Genomic DNA, 14888 nt, shown 5'->3' with positions numbered 1-14888 from the left:
GAGGATCCTACCATGAAAATCGTTGGAATATCGGGTTCAATAGTGGGCTCAAAAACAAGAACAGCCATGAACTACACAATAGAATCAATTGCTGGAAAATATCCAAATGCAACAGTGACATTAATAGACTTAGCTGATTATAACGTTCAATTTAGTGATGGGCGCAATTATTTGGACTATGAAGGAGATACAGGGTTTGTATCAAAAAAAATAATGGAAGCTGATGCAATTATCATTGGGACACCCATTTTTCAGGCATCTATTCCAGCGACATTAAAGAACGTTTTTGACTTACTACCGGTCAATGCGTTTCGGGATAAAGTAGTGAGCATGCTTGTAACTGCCGGCTCACAAAAGCATTACTTAATTGCAGAACAGCAGTTAAAACCGATTTTAGCCTATATGAAAGCACAAATCGTTCAAACCTACGTATTTATTGAAGAGAAGGACTTCCTTCGCAAAGAAATTATAAATGATGATGTGCACTTCCGAATTGACCGTTTAGTAGAGGATACAATTGTGTTAACAGAAACCTATACAAAGATTAGAGAAGCAAAAGAAGCAAATTATGATTTTTAGGCTGATTGCTCCAATTTAAATTTAAGTCTGTGGAGTATTGATATTTTAGTGTGAATGACAATCCCATATAAATCCCTAAATAGAAAAAAGCCGAAATTATTTTAATTTCGGCTTTTCCTTCGTTATTCAGGAGTAACGAAACCATTTTTACCTGCTTTCATGCCTGATATAAGAATACCTATACTTGAAATGACAATTAGCAGCATTGGTATTGTCCAACTGGATGTGAAGTCGTGCAAAATACCAAACAAAACAGGACCGGCTGCAGCAAGTGCATAGCCAAAAGACTGTGCCATACCTGACAAATTAGCTGCTTCATGTGGTGTTCGAGTGCGTAAGCTGAAGAACATCATCGACAGTCCGAAAGCTGCGCCGCCGGCAATTCCTATTAAAATCATAAACAACGGAACAAGCGCGGTTCCACCAACCATAATACCTATATAACCCGATAGATATAAAATCGCAGCACTTGCGACAATCCAGCGCTGATCTTTCACTTTCCCGGCTAGAATTGGAATGATGAATGTCATGGGTAATTGTGAAAATTGCATGAGGGAAACCATCCATCCAGCACTGCCAGCATCCAATCCTTGAGATTTTAATACTTCTGGTAACCATGCCGAAGTTGTATAAAATAACAATGATTGGAAACCCATGAAAAAGGTTACGCTCCAAGCCATAGGGGAGCACAATAGAGAAGCGGATTTTGTTTTAAGTGATGCGAGTGTATCCACTTTTGATGTTTTCTTATTTTTAAGTTGAGGGAGCCAAAATAACACAGCAATGAAAGATAAAACACCCCATACACCAAGCGCACCTTGCCATCCGAAATTCATTCCACTCGCAAGCGGAACACTGACACCGACTGCAATTGACGCCGATATATTCATAGCTACAGAATAAATGCCAGTCATAAGTCCAATATGGAGCGGGAAATTGAGTTTTATCAAACTGGGCAATAAAACATTGCCGAACGCAATGGCAAGTCCAAGTAGGAAAGTGCCGATAAGTAAATTTGACGTTGAACCCTGAGAACGAATGACAATGCCTGCAGTCAATAATAGAAGAGAATAGAATAATGTCAATTCCAATCCGAAGCGTCGTGCAATCTTCGGAGCGAAGGGTGAAATTAGTGCAAATGCAAGCAGTGGAATGGTTGTTAAAAACCCTGCTAGTGTATTGGAAATCGTCAAGCTGTCTTTTATAGAGGAAATTAATGGACCAACAGCGGTTAATGGTGAACGGAGCGTGGATGCCATGAAAATAATACCAATAAGGAGGATCCACGTTTTCTTAGTGAAATTCAATTTCTTACTTGTATAGTTGGAATGTGGATTCGTCAAAATTCTTCCTCCCAAATCTAGTTGCTTTCTCAACAATATCACATTGGTGGTACGCGGTATGTACATTGAGTATCATGAATCTTTAACAGCTGTTGAAATGAACTCTTTGCACATATACCTAATGGTATTGTTGCGGGTAGTTTAACAGCAATTGCGTTAAATATATTATCCCTTCGAAAAAGAAGAAATCAATACAGTTATCTGAACAAAAAGCTTAATATGTTTTCATGTCGCCTGCTTGTTCTATTAACATATAGAGGCTGCGGTTTTTTAGTTGGGACATTTGCAAATCATAGAAGGCTGGCCTTAGAATTGACTGAATATAAAATATAGATTGACTTCCAATGTATCTCATTATATATTATTAGTGAGATTGAGAATCATTTTCAATTATAAAATAAATGTCTGGAGTTGAATGTCATGAAAAGAAGTTTATTCTTAGTCGTTATTGCCGTGATGCTCGTACTTGCTGCTTGTGGAAGTACAACTAAAAAGGATAGTGGTGCTGATACAAATGCAAAGAAATCCGAGAAGTCGGAAGTGAATTTGTATACAAGCCGTCATTATGAAGTTGATAATGAATTATATAAGAAGTTTGAACAAGAAACAGGCATTAAAGTTAACGTCATCAAAGACGAAGCTGATGTACTAATCGAGCGCATCAAGCGTGAAGGATCTGCAACGAAAGCGGATGTATTACTAACAGCTGACGTCGGTAGACTGTATCGTGCGAAAGAAGAAGGACTCCTTCAAACCGTGTCAAGTGATATCTTATCGAAACAAATACCTGAAAACTTGCGTGATGTTGATGATATGTGGGTGGGTTTGACGAAGCGTGCAAGAATTCTCGTGTATAATATAGATAAGGTTAAACCTGAAGAGCTATCCACGTACGAAGCGCTTACTGAAGCCAAGTGGAAGGGACGTGTTCTCGTCCGATCTTCTGAAAGTGTTTATAACCAGTCACTTCTCGCTTCATTCATCGAGATAAATGGTGAAGAAAAAGCAAAAGAATGGGCACAAGGTCTCGTCAATAACTTTGCCCAAAATCCTGAAGGCGGAGATCGAGACCAAGCGAAAGCAATCGCTGCGGGAATCGGTGATGTCGCAATTATGAATTCATACTATTTCGGTCAAATGCTTCATTCAGAAGAACCGGAGGAAGTGAAAGTAGCCGAGAACCTTGGTGTTTTCTTCCCGAACCAAGAGACTACTGGTACACATGTGAATATTAGTGGAGCAGGGGTCATAAAAGATTCTAAAAACGCGGAGAACGCGGTTAAATTACTAGAATTCCTCACTGGGGAAGAAGCGCAAGCTGAGTTTGCTTCTGCAAATTATGAATTCCCGGTGAATGAAAATGTAGAACCTTCAGAACTCCTTAAATCTTGGGGAGACTTTAAAGAACAAGATATACCATTATCGACTCTTGGGGAAAATAACGCGAAAGCGATTATGATTTTTAACGAAGTCGGCTGGAAATAATAGTCGAGCCCCCTTCCCTATTTCCGGCAAGGGGGTTATTGCTGAAAAGGTAAAGGATGGGTTTTATTATGAACAAGCATTTAGCTAATGTGAACGGGTGGACGATTGGCGCAGTACTCATTATCATCTTGCTTTTTTTACCTAATGTATCGATTGTAGTAGGTATTTTTTCACCAGCAAGTGAAAATTGGGCACATATAAAGGAATTCATGCTTCTTAACTATATAAAATCGTCGCTCACACTCGTTTTCTATACTGCGCTGTTCACGATTGCAATCGGGCTCAGCCTCGCATGGCTCATTGCCCAATATAACTTTCCACTCAGGAACTTTATGAAATGGGCGCTTATTCTACCATTATCGATTCCGCCTTTCATTGGTGCCTATACGTATCACGGCATCATTAATTACACGGGCGTCATTCAAAAGACTCTACGTAATCATTTCGATATCACACCGAATCCTGCTTATTTTGACATTATGCATGTCCCGGGTGCGATATTCATTTATACACTGTTTCTTTATCCGTATGTATATATGATTACGAGAATTTTTCTATCTCATCAATCTGCTTCTCTAATTGAAAGTGCGCGAACTTTAGGGAAAGGTCCTTTGGAAATCTTTTTTAAAGTTGTAATCCCAATTTCGCGTGTTTCCATAATTGGTGGGGTGAGTCTAGTAGTTTTGGAAGTTTTAAACGATTACGGGGTAGTGAAATATTTCGGAATTCAGACGTTTAGTACAGCTATTTTTCAAACGTGGTTTGGGCTTGGTGATTTGGAGTCATCCATTAAACTAGCTGCCTCTCTTATGGGAATCGTTATCGTTATTCTGATTATTGAAAGGCTACTGCGGGGGGGCAAACAATTTAGTTACTCCACAACAAAAGTAAGACCACTTCCACTTGTAAAACTAAAAGGGAAGAAAGCGGTATTTGCTACGTTGTACACAGTTATTATTTTTAGTGTGGCATTTCTTATCCCAATACTCCAGTTGATTGATTGGGTTATTCTGACGTTTGGTAAAGTCCCCATGCAGGATGTATTACTCTATACGAAGAACTCTGTAATTGTCGCAGGACTTGGTGCGTTTCTAATAATAATATTTTCATTAGTAGTTGGTAACTTTAGTCGAATTGTCAATCACAAGTTTGCTAAAGTACTGCCGAAATTGACGGTCCTTGGCTATTCGATACCCGGTGTGGTTGTAGCTGTGGCTGTTATTACAACATTCATTGCGCTTGACCGATTTCTCGCTCCTATCTATCGATTCTTTGGTACAGATTCAGAACTCGTCTTGAGCGTCAGTTTGTTTATGCTTATTAGTGCGTATGTCATCCGTTTTTTTGCAATCGGCTATAATTCAATTGAATCGGGTTTCGATAAAATTGGAACAGATTTCCGTGATGCGTCTCGTATGCTAGGAGCGAACAGCTTTAGAACGTTTTTCAAGATAGATGTACCGATGATGAAAGGCGCTATTATTAGTGGATTTATTCTTGTGTTTGTAGATATACTGAAAGAAATTCCGCTAACGCTAATCTTACGGCCATTTAATTACGATACATTAGCGACAAAGGCGTTCCAATATGCAAGTGATGAAAAGATTATGGAAGCATCGCAAGCATCATTATTAATTGTAGGTGTTAGCACGATTGCGATCTATGTTTTCCATAAGCTACTCAGAGAGGAGCCAGAATAATATGTTTATGGATATTAAAAGTTTGCAGTTTTCTTATCCCAAATCTCCCTTGAAAACGATCGATAATTTCTCCTTCACGGTGGAAAAAGGAGAAATTATTTCAATACTTGGCCGCAGTGGAAGTGGAAAAAGTACACTTCTTCGTTTAATTGCAGGGCTAGAAATGCCGGCAGGAGGCTCATTTAATCTGAATGGTAAGAAGATGTTTTGCGACCAGACGTTCCAGCAACCGGAAAAACGTGGAATCGGTATGGTTTTTCAGGACTATGCACTTTTTCCGCATATGAGTGTTGAGGAAAATATTCTATTTGGGCTCCCGAAAATGACTAGGAAAGACAAAAAAAAGCGTGCACAAGAAGTGCTTGAACTCGTTGAACTAACAGGATTTGAAAAACGGTATCCTCACCAATTGAGTGGAGGCCAGCAGCAGCGGGTTGCACTTGCACGGGCACTAGCTCCGGAACCTGAACTGATTCTTCTTGATGAGCCATTCAGTAACCTGGATACAGATTTGCAAGTGAAAATACGTGAAGATCTTCGGAGGATTCTCAAGGCGGCAAAAATAACTGCAATTTTTGTCACACATAATCAAAATGATGCCCACGCACTTGCGGACCGCATCGTTAAAGTTAAAGATGGCAAAATAGATAAGGTTGGACGTCCTTGCGACTTATTGGGGGTATCTCCGACTGAGATTCCAGGAATGATCGAGATTACTTATGAAGAACTAATTGGTGCTCGATAATAAATACGTAACCACGACAAAAAGCTTCATTCCAATTTCTGGGGATGAAGCTTTTTGTTTCTAAGGATATAAAAGAGAAGAATAGTATCATGGGTGATATACAGAACTAATAAATTCGACTGTGCATAGTCCAATAGCAAATACGATTCCGTAAATTTAAACATATTTAACAATTATCACCAAGTGTTAAAACAGTATGCTATCAGCGATAATAAAGCATTTCTATCTGGTTTATTGCCTCACTATTGTCTCCTTGAGTACAGCCCGGAAAAAAAGTACAACATACGAGTACTATTAGGTACTTCCACATAATTAACACTCCTCAATAAATTATGATGGATTTGTAACTAATCCTGCTCCGAATTCGAATTAGGTTCCACATGAACGTGTACGTCGTATACATCATGTTTATTTACTAATACTTTTTCAACTGATGTCGAAATACTGTGCGCTTCATCAATATTTAGAGATGATTCTACAAGAATGACCACATCGACAACTGCGTTGTTACCATACTTTCTAGCTTTTACTTCTTTTACTTTCTGAACGCCGGGTACCGCTTGAATTGTATTCTTATAGACAATCATTTCAATTTCATCAAATCCATCACTTAAATCATGAGAGGCTTGACTAAAAATATCCCATGCAGTTTTACAAATTAGATATCCTACAACTAAGGCAGTAAGCGGATCAAGCCATGGCATGCCTAATTGGGAGCCAAATATCCCAATTGCTGCACCAATACTTACCCAAGCATCTGATATATTATCCTTTGCAGTGGCCATGATAGCTTGGCTATTTATTCTTTCTGACAGCTTTTTATTGTAACGGTATACTACATACATTACTCCGAAAGAAAAAATACCGACATATCCAGCGAGTATATCTGGAGATTCATTACCTCCTTGAAAAAAAGTGATGGCTGCACTGATTAATACCTGTATACCTACTGCCATCATGATGAAAGAGGCAAGCAAAGAAGCGATTGTTTCGCTTTTCCAGTGTCCATATTTATGATTTTTGTCTGGTGGTCTTTGAGAGAGTTTTAACCCAACAAGTACGGCAATGGAAGCAATGATGTCGGAGGTGTTATTTAAACCATCTGCTTTTAAAGCTTCTGAATTAGTAATATTCCCTATAGTTATCTTCAATACAGAAAGAAATATATATGCAATTATACTTATTATTGCACCACGTTCGCCTAATTTAAGATCTTTGTATTTTTGTTCATCCAAAAAAGTCTCCTCCTTGTATAACTTAAACTAGGTGCTTTCTCACTGTAAATAGCATATAATTACCAAGTTGTCTTAAGGAAACAAAATCCCTTGACTGAGTCCAGTCAAGGGATTTTGTTTTAAAAATATAGTGTTTGGTGAACTCATTTTTATCATTTATATCACTCGTTACATTCTGACGTCTAGTCAACATAACACACCCAAGATTTTGTAGCAAGGTGAACTGCTTTTAAATGCCAACAATCTACAACTTAATGCGATGTTCTTTATATACATGTTTTTTTGCAATGTTTCTTAGTTGAGCCATTTCAAATTCACTTACCTTTTTCTCGTAAGCAATAATGGAATCGAGCAATTGTTCAGTTGTACGAGCACCAATAAGTGCAGAACCAACCGTTTTATCTTCAAGTACGAATGCAATTGCAGCTGCATGTAAATCTTCTGATTTGCTATCGAGCGATACGAGTACCTGTTTTAACGCATTTGTATCATATTCGACAAATCCGTCCGTTTTACTGGCTCTTGATAATCCTTCCGAAGTTAAATATCCTTTGGCTATCGTTCCTCGAGTAATGACAGATGCACCAGCGCTGTGTATCATTGGAAACCATTCTTCAGGTCTGCGGTCAAGTAAATTATATTGCATCATGACTGTGACTGCGGAACCACTCTCCAAAAATCGTTTAATGACGTTTGGACGAATGGAAGAAATGCCATATTGACGAATCAGACCTTCTTTTTTCAAGCTCTGGAATGCATCAATCGTTTCCTCAACATTGTCCTCCATCGTTCCCCCGTGAAGCTGGTAGACATCGATATAGTCTGTTCCTAGACGCAACAAGCTCTTTTTTACGGCAGCCATAATATGTTCTTTAGAAGAGTCCCATGTCCATCCGTTACCATCCGCGTTCATTTTGTTTCCCGCTTTTGTAGCCAGGATAATTTCTTGACGCTTGCCTTTCAAAGCTTTCCCAATAAGTTCTTCATTTTTACCAGCATCATATAAATCTGCAGTATCAAAATAATTTATGCCCTCATGTAGGGCAGCATCAACAATCCTTTTTGATTCATCAAAATCATTAGGAAGCGACATGCAGCCGAATCCAATTTCAGAGACGAAAAGCCCGCTATTACCCAACTCTCTTTTCTTCATAAGAACACCCCCTGTTTTTCCCATGGTACAATGACTCCATTAGAAATACCATTTGAAGGGATTGATTGTATTGAAAAATTACGAAGAAAAAACAATTTCAGGAGAAACGTTGTATGAAGGAAAAGTGATCACTTTGCGCGTTGAAAAGGTAGAGCTGCCGGACGGGAATAGCGCTATGCGCGAGCTCATCAAACACCCGGGTGCGGTCGCAATCCTAGCGATTACTGAAGAGGAGAAAATTGTTCTCGTTGAACAATATCGAAAAGCATTGGATCGTATATTAATTGAGATACCTGCTGGCAAAATCGATCCTGGAGAAAAACCTGAGATCACAGCGGTCCGTGAACTTGAAGAAGAAACAGGGTATGGCGCTAAAGATTTTACATATATTCAATCATTTGCGACTTCACCAGGTTTTGCGAATGAAATCATTCACATCTACTTGGCAAGGAACTTATATAAAATCGACAATCCTGCTTCTGGCGATGAAGATGAATTCATTGGACTGCTGGAAGTGACCCTAAAGGAAGCGGAAGAAATGGTTACAGCCGGGGATATTTTTGATGCCAAAACGGCCTTTGCTATTCTTTACGCTAAAAACCTTTTAACAAAGTGAACTAATTTTGGACGGACAAGCATATGTTGTACAAACTATGCGGAGGTGCAGCTATGGTCCGTTCTTTATCGTTCATCCATTTATTCGTTATTCTCGCGATCGGTTATATTGGAGGGGCGCTTTTATTTCGTGAGATGTCTATGACCGCAGTGGAAAGAGTGGTTACCTTCTATGACGCTCGCGTTGTTCTAGGTCATGATGCAGGCTATATTAGACCTGTAGGAACGGCAGCATTATTCTTTGTCGTTGCATTCGGGTTGTCGTCGTTTAGAAAAACACGGTTCACAGTCTTATTTCTCGGTGCTGTAAAATGTGTTCTGTTTGGGTTATCATCCGCGTATTTGCTTGCTTCAGGAATGAAAATAATGGAGTATTCGATTTGGTGGTTCCCTTTTCAGTTTCTTATTTGTTTCATGTTTCTAGTGTATTGTGCTGTCCTCAGCCCGCCATACTTTATGCGTTCAACAATTGGGAAAAGACCCAATACGCGTGCGTTACCGACAATTATTGGTGTTTCAACTGCTGTAATAGCCATCGAAATTATCGTTTTTCAATTCATTTTAAGATAGAAAATCAGTTTCACCATTTTACTCCTCGCTCCCTTTCTGTTGTCATAAGGAAAGACCGTTTGTTATAATGGAGTCAGTTTGAGGGGGGCGTCGTATGGAGAGCCGAATCGATCGGATAAAACAACAATTGCACGGGGCCAGCTACAAGCTGACGCCTCAGCGTGAAGCGACGGTTTTGGTCCTCCTTGAGCATGAGGAAGATCATCTGAGTGCTGAAGATGTATTTTTGCTAGTTAAAGAGAAAGCACCGGAAATCGGGCTTGCTACTGTGTACCGAACGCTAGAATTGCTAACAGATCTAAAGGTAGTCGATAAAATCAATTTTGGTGACGGTGTATCGCGATATGATCTGCGGCAGGAAGGCGCTGCGCATTTTCATCACCATCTTATATGTATCGAATGTGGAGCAGTGGATGAAATTCAGGAGGATCTTCTCGGAGATGTTGAAAAGATTGTTGAGAACCGTTTTGAATTCGCAATTAAAGACCACTGGTTAACGTTTCATGGCATTTGTAAAAGATGTAAATCAAACACTGATGAAAGTGGAGACTGAAACAGAGGATAGCATAAAGCTGTCCTTTTTTCATTGAAATTGAAATTGTGAAAAATGGTTCATGTATTACTTAAAGGTTGAAGAGAATGAGGGTTTTGCGTCTAGGTTACGGTCGCCAACTTTATGTCTCGATATTAAGAGCTGAGTGGCGTACATCATTATGTACTGTATTCCTGAAACTGGTAAAAGGGGGAAGGGGTTTGCTTAAATTGAAAGCAGAAGGAATTTTTATTTATGTTTCCCGCCGTTTATGAAAGATAGCGGTTTTGCACTGGAGGATTATATGCACTTCCTAAAAGTGGAGCGCCAATTATCCGTAAATACAATTGTTTCATATAAAAGGGACCTTGATGAATATATGGGGAATATGGAACTAGCAGGTTATAAATCAATCGATGACGTTGACCGTCCAGCAATACTAAGTCATCTGCGAAAGATGAAAGAAGGCGGGAAATCACCACGAACCATATCCAGGCATATTTCATCCATTCGTTCGTTTCACCAATTTTTACTTCGGGAAAAAGTAACAACGCAAGACCCAACCGTCCATTTGGAATTACCGAAACTTGAACAAAAGTTACCGCGTATTTTGTCGATGGAAGAAGTAGACAAGTTGATTGAGTCACCAGATCGTTCTAAGCCTCAGGGCGTAAGAGATACGGCCTTACTTGAAATTTTATATGGGACGGGAATGCGGGTAAGTGAACTGATTGGACTTAATATGGATGATATTCACTTATCTATGGGATTCGTCCGTGTATTTGGTAAAGGTGGTAAGGAAAGAATTATCCCGCTTGGAGGCAAGTCTATCGAGGCATGTAAGCGCTATATAGAAGAAGCTCGACCGATTTTCATCGAGAAACAAAGAGGAACTGAAGCATTATTCGTTAATATGAGGGGAACTAGACTAACTAGACAGGGTTGTTGGAAACTGTTGAATGGACATGCCTTAAAAGCGGGTATACAGAAAGAGTTGACACCACATATACTGCGGCATACTTTTGCTACACATCTTATCGAAAATGGCGCAGATTTAAGGGCAGTGCAAGAAATGCTCGGTCACGCCGATATCTCAACTACACAAATATATACGCATGTCAGCCGATCCAGGTTGAAAGACGTCTATGTGAAGTTTCATCCTAGAGCTTAAAAGTCTAAAGAAATCGTAATTTATGGAGGAAATATAATGAAAAAACAACAATTTGAACGCGTCCATCTAATCGTACTCGATTCCGTGGGGATAGGGGAATCGCCAGACGCACATCTTTTCGGTGATGTAGGTGCAGACACACTGGGTCATATCGGTGAAGCTGTGGGGGGATTAAATATGCCAATTATGGGCAGTCTTGGGCTTTCCAATATTAGTGAAATACAAGGCATCCCTCCTGTGAATGAACCAAGAGGCTATTTTGGTAAAATGCAGGAATCTTCTGTTGGGAAAGATACTATGACGGGTCATTGGGAAATAATGGGCCTCAATATTGACAAACCATTTAAAGTATATCCAAATGGTTTCCCACAAGAACTGATTTCAGAATTAGAGCAACGCATTGGTCGGAAAGTAATTGGCAATAAACCGGCAAGTGGTACTGGAATTATTGATGAGTTAGGTCAAGAACATATGGAGACCGGCGCAATAATTGTCTATACGTCGGCGGATCCAGTATTGCAAATCGCTGCGCACGAGGGGATTATCCCGATTGAGGAACAATATCGGATTTGTGAAATAGCACGAGAATTAACAATGAAGCCCGAGTTTTTAGTCGGTCGTGTTATTGCACGTCCGTTCATCGGCGAACCGGGTAATTTCGAACGTACTACGAACCGCCATGATTATGCATTGAAGCCATTCGGTCGTACTGTCATGAATGAAATGGTAGATGCGGGTTATGAAGTGATTGCAATTGGAAAAATCTCTGATATTTATAATGGAGAAGGAATAACGGATTCGGTACGTACTGTCAGCAATATGGACGGTGTTGATAAGTTGTTGGATGTTATGAAAAAAGACTTCACGGGGCTCAGTTTCACAAATCTGGTTGATTTTGATGCATTATTTGGGCATCGCAGGGATCCCCTTGGTTACGGAAATGCTCTGCAAGAGTTCGACGTGAGACTCGCAGAAATCATGAGTGCAATGCGTCCGAATGATTTGCTAATCCTAACTGCAGATCACGGCAATGATCCCGTCCATGAAGGTACAGATCATACAAGGGAATATGTTCCCCTTATTATTTACTCACCATCATTTAACAAGGGTGGAGCCATGCCGCAGAATGAAACTTTCTCAGACATTGGCGCGACGATTGCAGAAAACTTTAATGTGAAAATGCCTGAATTCGGCAAGAGTTTCTTAGATTTATTAGAAGAGGTGTGATGATTTTGTTCAGAATGGTTGATGTAATTGAGAAAAAACGAGATGGCTACGCCCTGACGAAAGAAGAGATTACATTCTTCGTGAATGGATATACAGATGGATCGATTCCTGACTATCAAGCGAGTGCATTCCTTATGGCGGTCTATTTCAAAGGGATGACTTCGGAAGAACAAGGATACTTAACTATGGCGATGGTAGAATCTGGTGACCAAATCGACTTGTCTGCAATCGAAGGAATAAAAGTCGATAAACATTCTACCGGTGGTGTTGGCGACACAACAACACTAATACTTGCCCCACTGGTTGCAGCATGCGGCGTTCCCGTCGCGAAGATGAGCGGCAGGGGGCTTGGTCATACTGGTGGGACACTCGACAAGCTAGAGTCGATAGAAGGGTTTCACATTGAATTAACTGAAGAACAGTTCGTAAAGCAAGTGAATGATTTAAAGTTGGCGGTCATTGGTCAAAGTGGCAACTTGACGCCTGCCGACAAAAAACTGTATTCCTTGCGTGATGTGACGGCTACGGTTAATAGTATTCCACTAATTGCAAGTTCCATTATGAGTAAGAAAATTGCTGCAGGAGCAGATGCAATTGTTTTGGATGTGAAAACGGGAGACGGCGCATTCATGAAAACGGAAGCGGACGCAAAAGTGCTGGCGCATTCAATGGTTGCCATTGGAAAGCAGGTCGGTAGAAATACGATGGCAGTCATTTCTGATATGAGTCAGCCATTAGGGTTTGCAATCGGAAACTCTCTTGAAGTGATTGAGGCAATTGAAACCCTCAAAGGGAATGGTCCAGAAGATTTGACAGAACTTTGTCTCGTTCTTGGTAGCAAAATGATTGTAGCTGGAGCAAAAGCAGATTCAATCGATGAAGCTCGGAGTATGTTAAAAGCCGTCATTGCTGATGGTTCAGCGCTTGAATTATTCGGTAAATTGATTGAAGCACAAGGTGGTAACGGTAAGGTCATACATGATATTTCATTATTGCCAACCGCACAATACCAAATAGTCGTACCGGCGCTATCATCAGGTTATGTTACGAAGATGGAAGCAGATGACATCGGTGTTGCCGCAATGCTCCTCGGTGCAGGAAGAGCCACCAAAGATGCTGAAATTGATCTGGCAGTAGGAATTGTGTTAACTAAGAAAATTGGTGACGCTGTGCAAGAAGGTGAAGCGCTCGCCATCATTCATTCAAATACAGAAAATGTAGAACAATCCATGAAACTTATACAAAAACATATTACTGTAGGAAAAGTAGCAGTAGAAGGTCCGCGTCTCATCGGAGAAATGATAACGGGCTGATAGTAATTGAAATCATAGCTCCCCCCACCAAATACTTATTGGTGGGGGGAGCTTTTTTGCTATGTAGTGGACCGCCCAATAGCCCCCGCCAACCGCTCGAAAGCCTGGGTGTACCGCCCAATAGCCCCCGCCAACCGCTCGAAAAGCTAGGTGTACCGCCCAATAGCTCCCGCCAACCGCTCGAAAAGCTGGATGGACCGCCCAATAGCCCTCGTCAACCGTTCGAGAATTTCCGCCGCTCACCCGAGAATCCGCGTCAACTAATTCTTTTTTCTCTCATGTGTAAATCGATTGGAAGACGTACATACTTTCACTAGTAGTTGGCAATGTCGAAATATAAGAACCTTTCAATGACTTTGACTAGTTCTGTCAAGTGTAAGGTTTTTACCCTCCAGTTGTGGAATAATTTGCAGGAAGGAGGGGGTTCAGCATGGCTGACATCGAAATTATTGACAATGGGATTTTAATTGCAACACTGCGAGGGGAATTGGACAATCATGAGGCAAATCGAATCCGTTCCCACATTTCGTCATCTATTTTTAGCGGACAAGTCAAGGCGGTCATTTGGAATTTGGAAAATCTCGGTTTCATGGATAGTGCAGGAATAGGACTCATTCTCGGCAGGATGCGTGATTTAGCACCTATTGAAGGGGAAACACTCATATTAAATCCATCCGTAACAATGGAGAAGATATTTACATTTTCTGGTCTGGGACCGAATATAAGGCATTGCACGGTCGATATCGCGATCGGGGAAATTGGAGGGGTATTACATGAACAATGAAATGACGTTATCATTCGTCGCTATTGAAGAAAATGAAGCACTTGCAAGGATGGCAATGACGTGTTTTATCACGCCGTTGGACCCGACAATCGAAGAAATCTCTGAATTTAAGACAATTGTTTCAGAAGCTGTAACGAATGCGATTATTCATGGTTACGAATGTGATGGGAAGAGTCTAGTCACCCTGCATGCATTGATTGAAGGAAATAAAGTGACAATGACGGTCCGAGATGAAGGAATGGGTATTTTTGACGTAGAGCAGGCAATGGAACCGATGTTTACGACAAGACCGTTCATGGAGCGATCGGGAATGGGATTTACGATAATGGAAAGTTTCGCCGACAGTGTATCTGTCGAATCTGTACTAGGGAATGGAACATCCGTCAAGTTCGAAAAAACGTTTTCTCCGGTCCCGGAAGCAAGCAGAATGAGGTGA

At 40.5% G+C, this 14888-nt stretch carries 15 protein-coding genes; 12 read left to right on the top strand and 3 right to left on the bottom strand.

Annotation, left to right across the window (positions count from 1 at the left end):
- Window positions 1–12 precede the first annotated feature (12 nt).
- Complete coding sequence (locus AC25Y5_RS12475; protein WP_488140578.1) at window positions 13–579, top strand: NADPH-dependent FMN reductase; 567 nt, start codon at window positions 13–15, stop codon at window positions 577–579.
- Between the two features lie 122 nt (window positions 580–701).
- On the opposite strand, the gene AC25Y5_RS12470 is transcribed toward AC25Y5_RS12475, so the two are convergent.
- Window positions 702–1922, bottom strand: a complete 1221-nt coding sequence (locus AC25Y5_RS12470) for a CynX/NimT family MFS transporter (protein WP_488140577.1) — start codon at window positions 1920–1922, stop codon at window positions 702–704.
- Between the two features lie 420 nt (window positions 1923–2342).
- Between AC25Y5_RS12470 and AC25Y5_RS12465 the strand changes: the two genes are divergently transcribed.
- From AC25Y5_RS12465 to AC25Y5_RS12455, 3 genes are all read left to right on the top strand, one after another.
- On the top strand, window positions 2343–3407 hold the full coding sequence (locus tag AC25Y5_RS12465) for a Fe(3+) ABC transporter substrate-binding protein (protein ID WP_488140576.1): 1065 nt from the start codon (window positions 2343–2345) through the stop codon (window positions 3405–3407).
- A 68-nt stretch (window positions 3408–3475) separates the two neighbouring features.
- Entirely contained in the window at window positions 3476–5107 is a 1632-nt protein-coding gene (locus tag AC25Y5_RS12460) for an ABC transporter permease (protein ID WP_488140575.1), read from the top strand.
- Between the two features lies 1 nt (window position 5108).
- Window positions 5109–5852: an ABC transporter ATP-binding protein gene (locus AC25Y5_RS12455; RefSeq protein WP_488140574.1), complete on the top strand. Its 744-nt coding sequence runs from the start codon at window positions 5109–5111 to the stop codon at window positions 5850–5852.
- A gap of 347 nt (window positions 5853–6199) precedes the next feature.
- On the opposite strand, the gene AC25Y5_RS12450 is transcribed toward AC25Y5_RS12455, so the two are convergent.
- On the bottom strand, window positions 6200–7087 hold the full coding sequence (locus AC25Y5_RS12450; protein ID WP_488140573.1) for a cation diffusion facilitator family transporter: 888 nt from the start codon (window positions 7085–7087) through the stop codon (window positions 6200–6202).
- A 244-nt stretch (window positions 7088–7331) separates the two neighbouring features.
- On the bottom strand, window positions 7332–8240 hold the full coding sequence (locus AC25Y5_RS12445) for an aldo/keto reductase (protein ID WP_488140572.1): 909 nt from the start codon (window positions 8238–8240) through the stop codon (window positions 7332–7334).
- 70 nt (window positions 8241–8310) lie between these two features.
- Here AC25Y5_RS12445 and AC25Y5_RS12440 point away from each other — a divergent pair, with 70 nt between their 5' ends.
- The 8 genes from AC25Y5_RS12440 to spoIIAB all read left to right on the top strand — a co-directional run bounded on the left by AC25Y5_RS12440 (window position 8311) and on the right by spoIIAB (window position 14888).
- On the top strand, window positions 8311–8856 hold the full coding sequence (locus AC25Y5_RS12440) for an NUDIX hydrolase (protein WP_488140571.1): 546 nt from the start codon (window positions 8311–8313) through the stop codon (window positions 8854–8856).
- 53 nt (window positions 8857–8909) lie between these two features.
- Window positions 8910–9425, top strand: a complete 516-nt coding sequence (locus AC25Y5_RS12435) for a hypothetical protein (protein WP_482101925.1) — start codon at window positions 8910–8912, stop codon at window positions 9423–9425.
- 94 nt (window positions 9426–9519) lie between these two features.
- Complete coding sequence (gene fur / locus AC25Y5_RS12430; RefSeq protein WP_482101924.1) at window positions 9520–9978, top strand: ferric iron uptake transcriptional regulator; 459 nt, start codon at window positions 9520–9522, stop codon at window positions 9976–9978.
- A 250-nt stretch (window positions 9979–10228) separates the two neighbouring features.
- On the top strand, window positions 10229–11128 hold the full coding sequence (gene xerD / locus AC25Y5_RS12425) for a site-specific tyrosine recombinase XerD (protein WP_482101923.1): 900 nt from the start codon (window positions 10229–10231) through the stop codon (window positions 11126–11128).
- Window positions 11129–11164: 36 nt separating this feature from the next.
- The gene (gene deoB / locus AC25Y5_RS12420) at window positions 11165–12355 is read left to right on the top strand and encodes a phosphopentomutase (RefSeq protein ID WP_488140570.1); all 1191 of its coding nucleotides are present in this window, start codon (window positions 11165–11167) and stop codon (window positions 12353–12355) included.
- On the top strand, window positions 12355–13668 hold the full coding sequence (locus AC25Y5_RS12415; RefSeq protein ID WP_488140569.1) for a pyrimidine-nucleoside phosphorylase: 1314 nt from the start codon (window positions 12355–12357) through the stop codon (window positions 13666–13668). The genes deoB and AC25Y5_RS12415 overlap by 1 nt, the downstream gene beginning before the upstream one ends.
- A gap of 430 nt (window positions 13669–14098) precedes the next feature.
- Entirely contained in the window at window positions 14099–14452 is a 354-nt protein-coding gene (locus AC25Y5_RS12410; protein ID WP_488140568.1) for an anti-sigma factor antagonist, read from the top strand.
- The gene (spoIIAB, locus tag AC25Y5_RS12405) at window positions 14442–14888 is read left to right on the top strand and encodes an anti-sigma F factor (protein WP_482101920.1); all 447 of its coding nucleotides are present in this window, start codon (window positions 14442–14444) and stop codon (window positions 14886–14888) included. The genes AC25Y5_RS12410 and spoIIAB overlap by 11 nt, the downstream gene beginning before the upstream one ends.

The organism is Sporosarcina sp. Y1011 (assembly GCF_057669885.1).
Note: the sequence above shows the minus strand (reverse complement) of the source record. Positions and strands in the feature narration are given on the sequence as shown.

What these genes read in the sequence shown, in the direction of transcription:
- AC25Y5_RS12475 (WP_488140578.1), top strand. Translation starts at nt 13, where the DNA reads ATGAAAATCGTTGGAATATCGGGTTCAATAGTGGGCTCAAAAACAAGA.
- AC25Y5_RS12465 (WP_488140576.1), top strand. Translation starts at nt 2,343, where the DNA reads ATGAAAAGAAGTTTATTCTTAGTCGTTATTGCCGTGATGCTCGTACTT.
- AC25Y5_RS12460 (WP_488140575.1), top strand. Translation starts at nt 3,476, where the DNA reads ATGAACAAGCATTTAGCTAATGTGAACGGGTGGACGATTGGCGCAGTA.
- AC25Y5_RS12455 (WP_488140574.1), top strand. Translation starts at nt 5,109, where the DNA reads ATGTTTATGGATATTAAAAGTTTGCAGTTTTCTTATCCCAAATCTCCC.
- AC25Y5_RS12445 (WP_488140572.1), bottom strand. Translation starts at nt 8,240, where the DNA reads ATGAAGAAAAGAGAGTTGGGTAATAGCGGGCTTTTCGTCTCTGAAATT.
- AC25Y5_RS12435 (WP_482101925.1), top strand. Translation starts at nt 8,910, where the DNA reads ATGGTCCGTTCTTTATCGTTCATCCATTTATTCGTTATTCTCGCGATC.
- fur (WP_482101924.1), top strand. Translation starts at nt 9,520, where the DNA reads ATGGAGAGCCGAATCGATCGGATAAAACAACAATTGCACGGGGCCAGC.
- xerD (WP_482101923.1), top strand. Translation starts at nt 10,229, where the DNA reads ATGAAAGATAGCGGTTTTGCACTGGAGGATTATATGCACTTCCTAAAA.
- deoB (WP_488140570.1), top strand. Translation starts at nt 11,165, where the DNA reads ATGAAAAAACAACAATTTGAACGCGTCCATCTAATCGTACTCGATTCC.
- AC25Y5_RS12415 (WP_488140569.1), top strand. Translation starts at nt 12,355, where the DNA reads ATGATTTTGTTCAGAATGGTTGATGTAATTGAGAAAAAACGAGATGGC.
- AC25Y5_RS12410 (WP_488140568.1), top strand. Translation starts at nt 14,099, where the DNA reads ATGGCTGACATCGAAATTATTGACAATGGGATTTTAATTGCAACACTG.
- spoIIAB (WP_482101920.1), top strand. Translation starts at nt 14,442, where the DNA reads ATGAACAATGAAATGACGTTATCATTCGTCGCTATTGAAGAAAATGAA.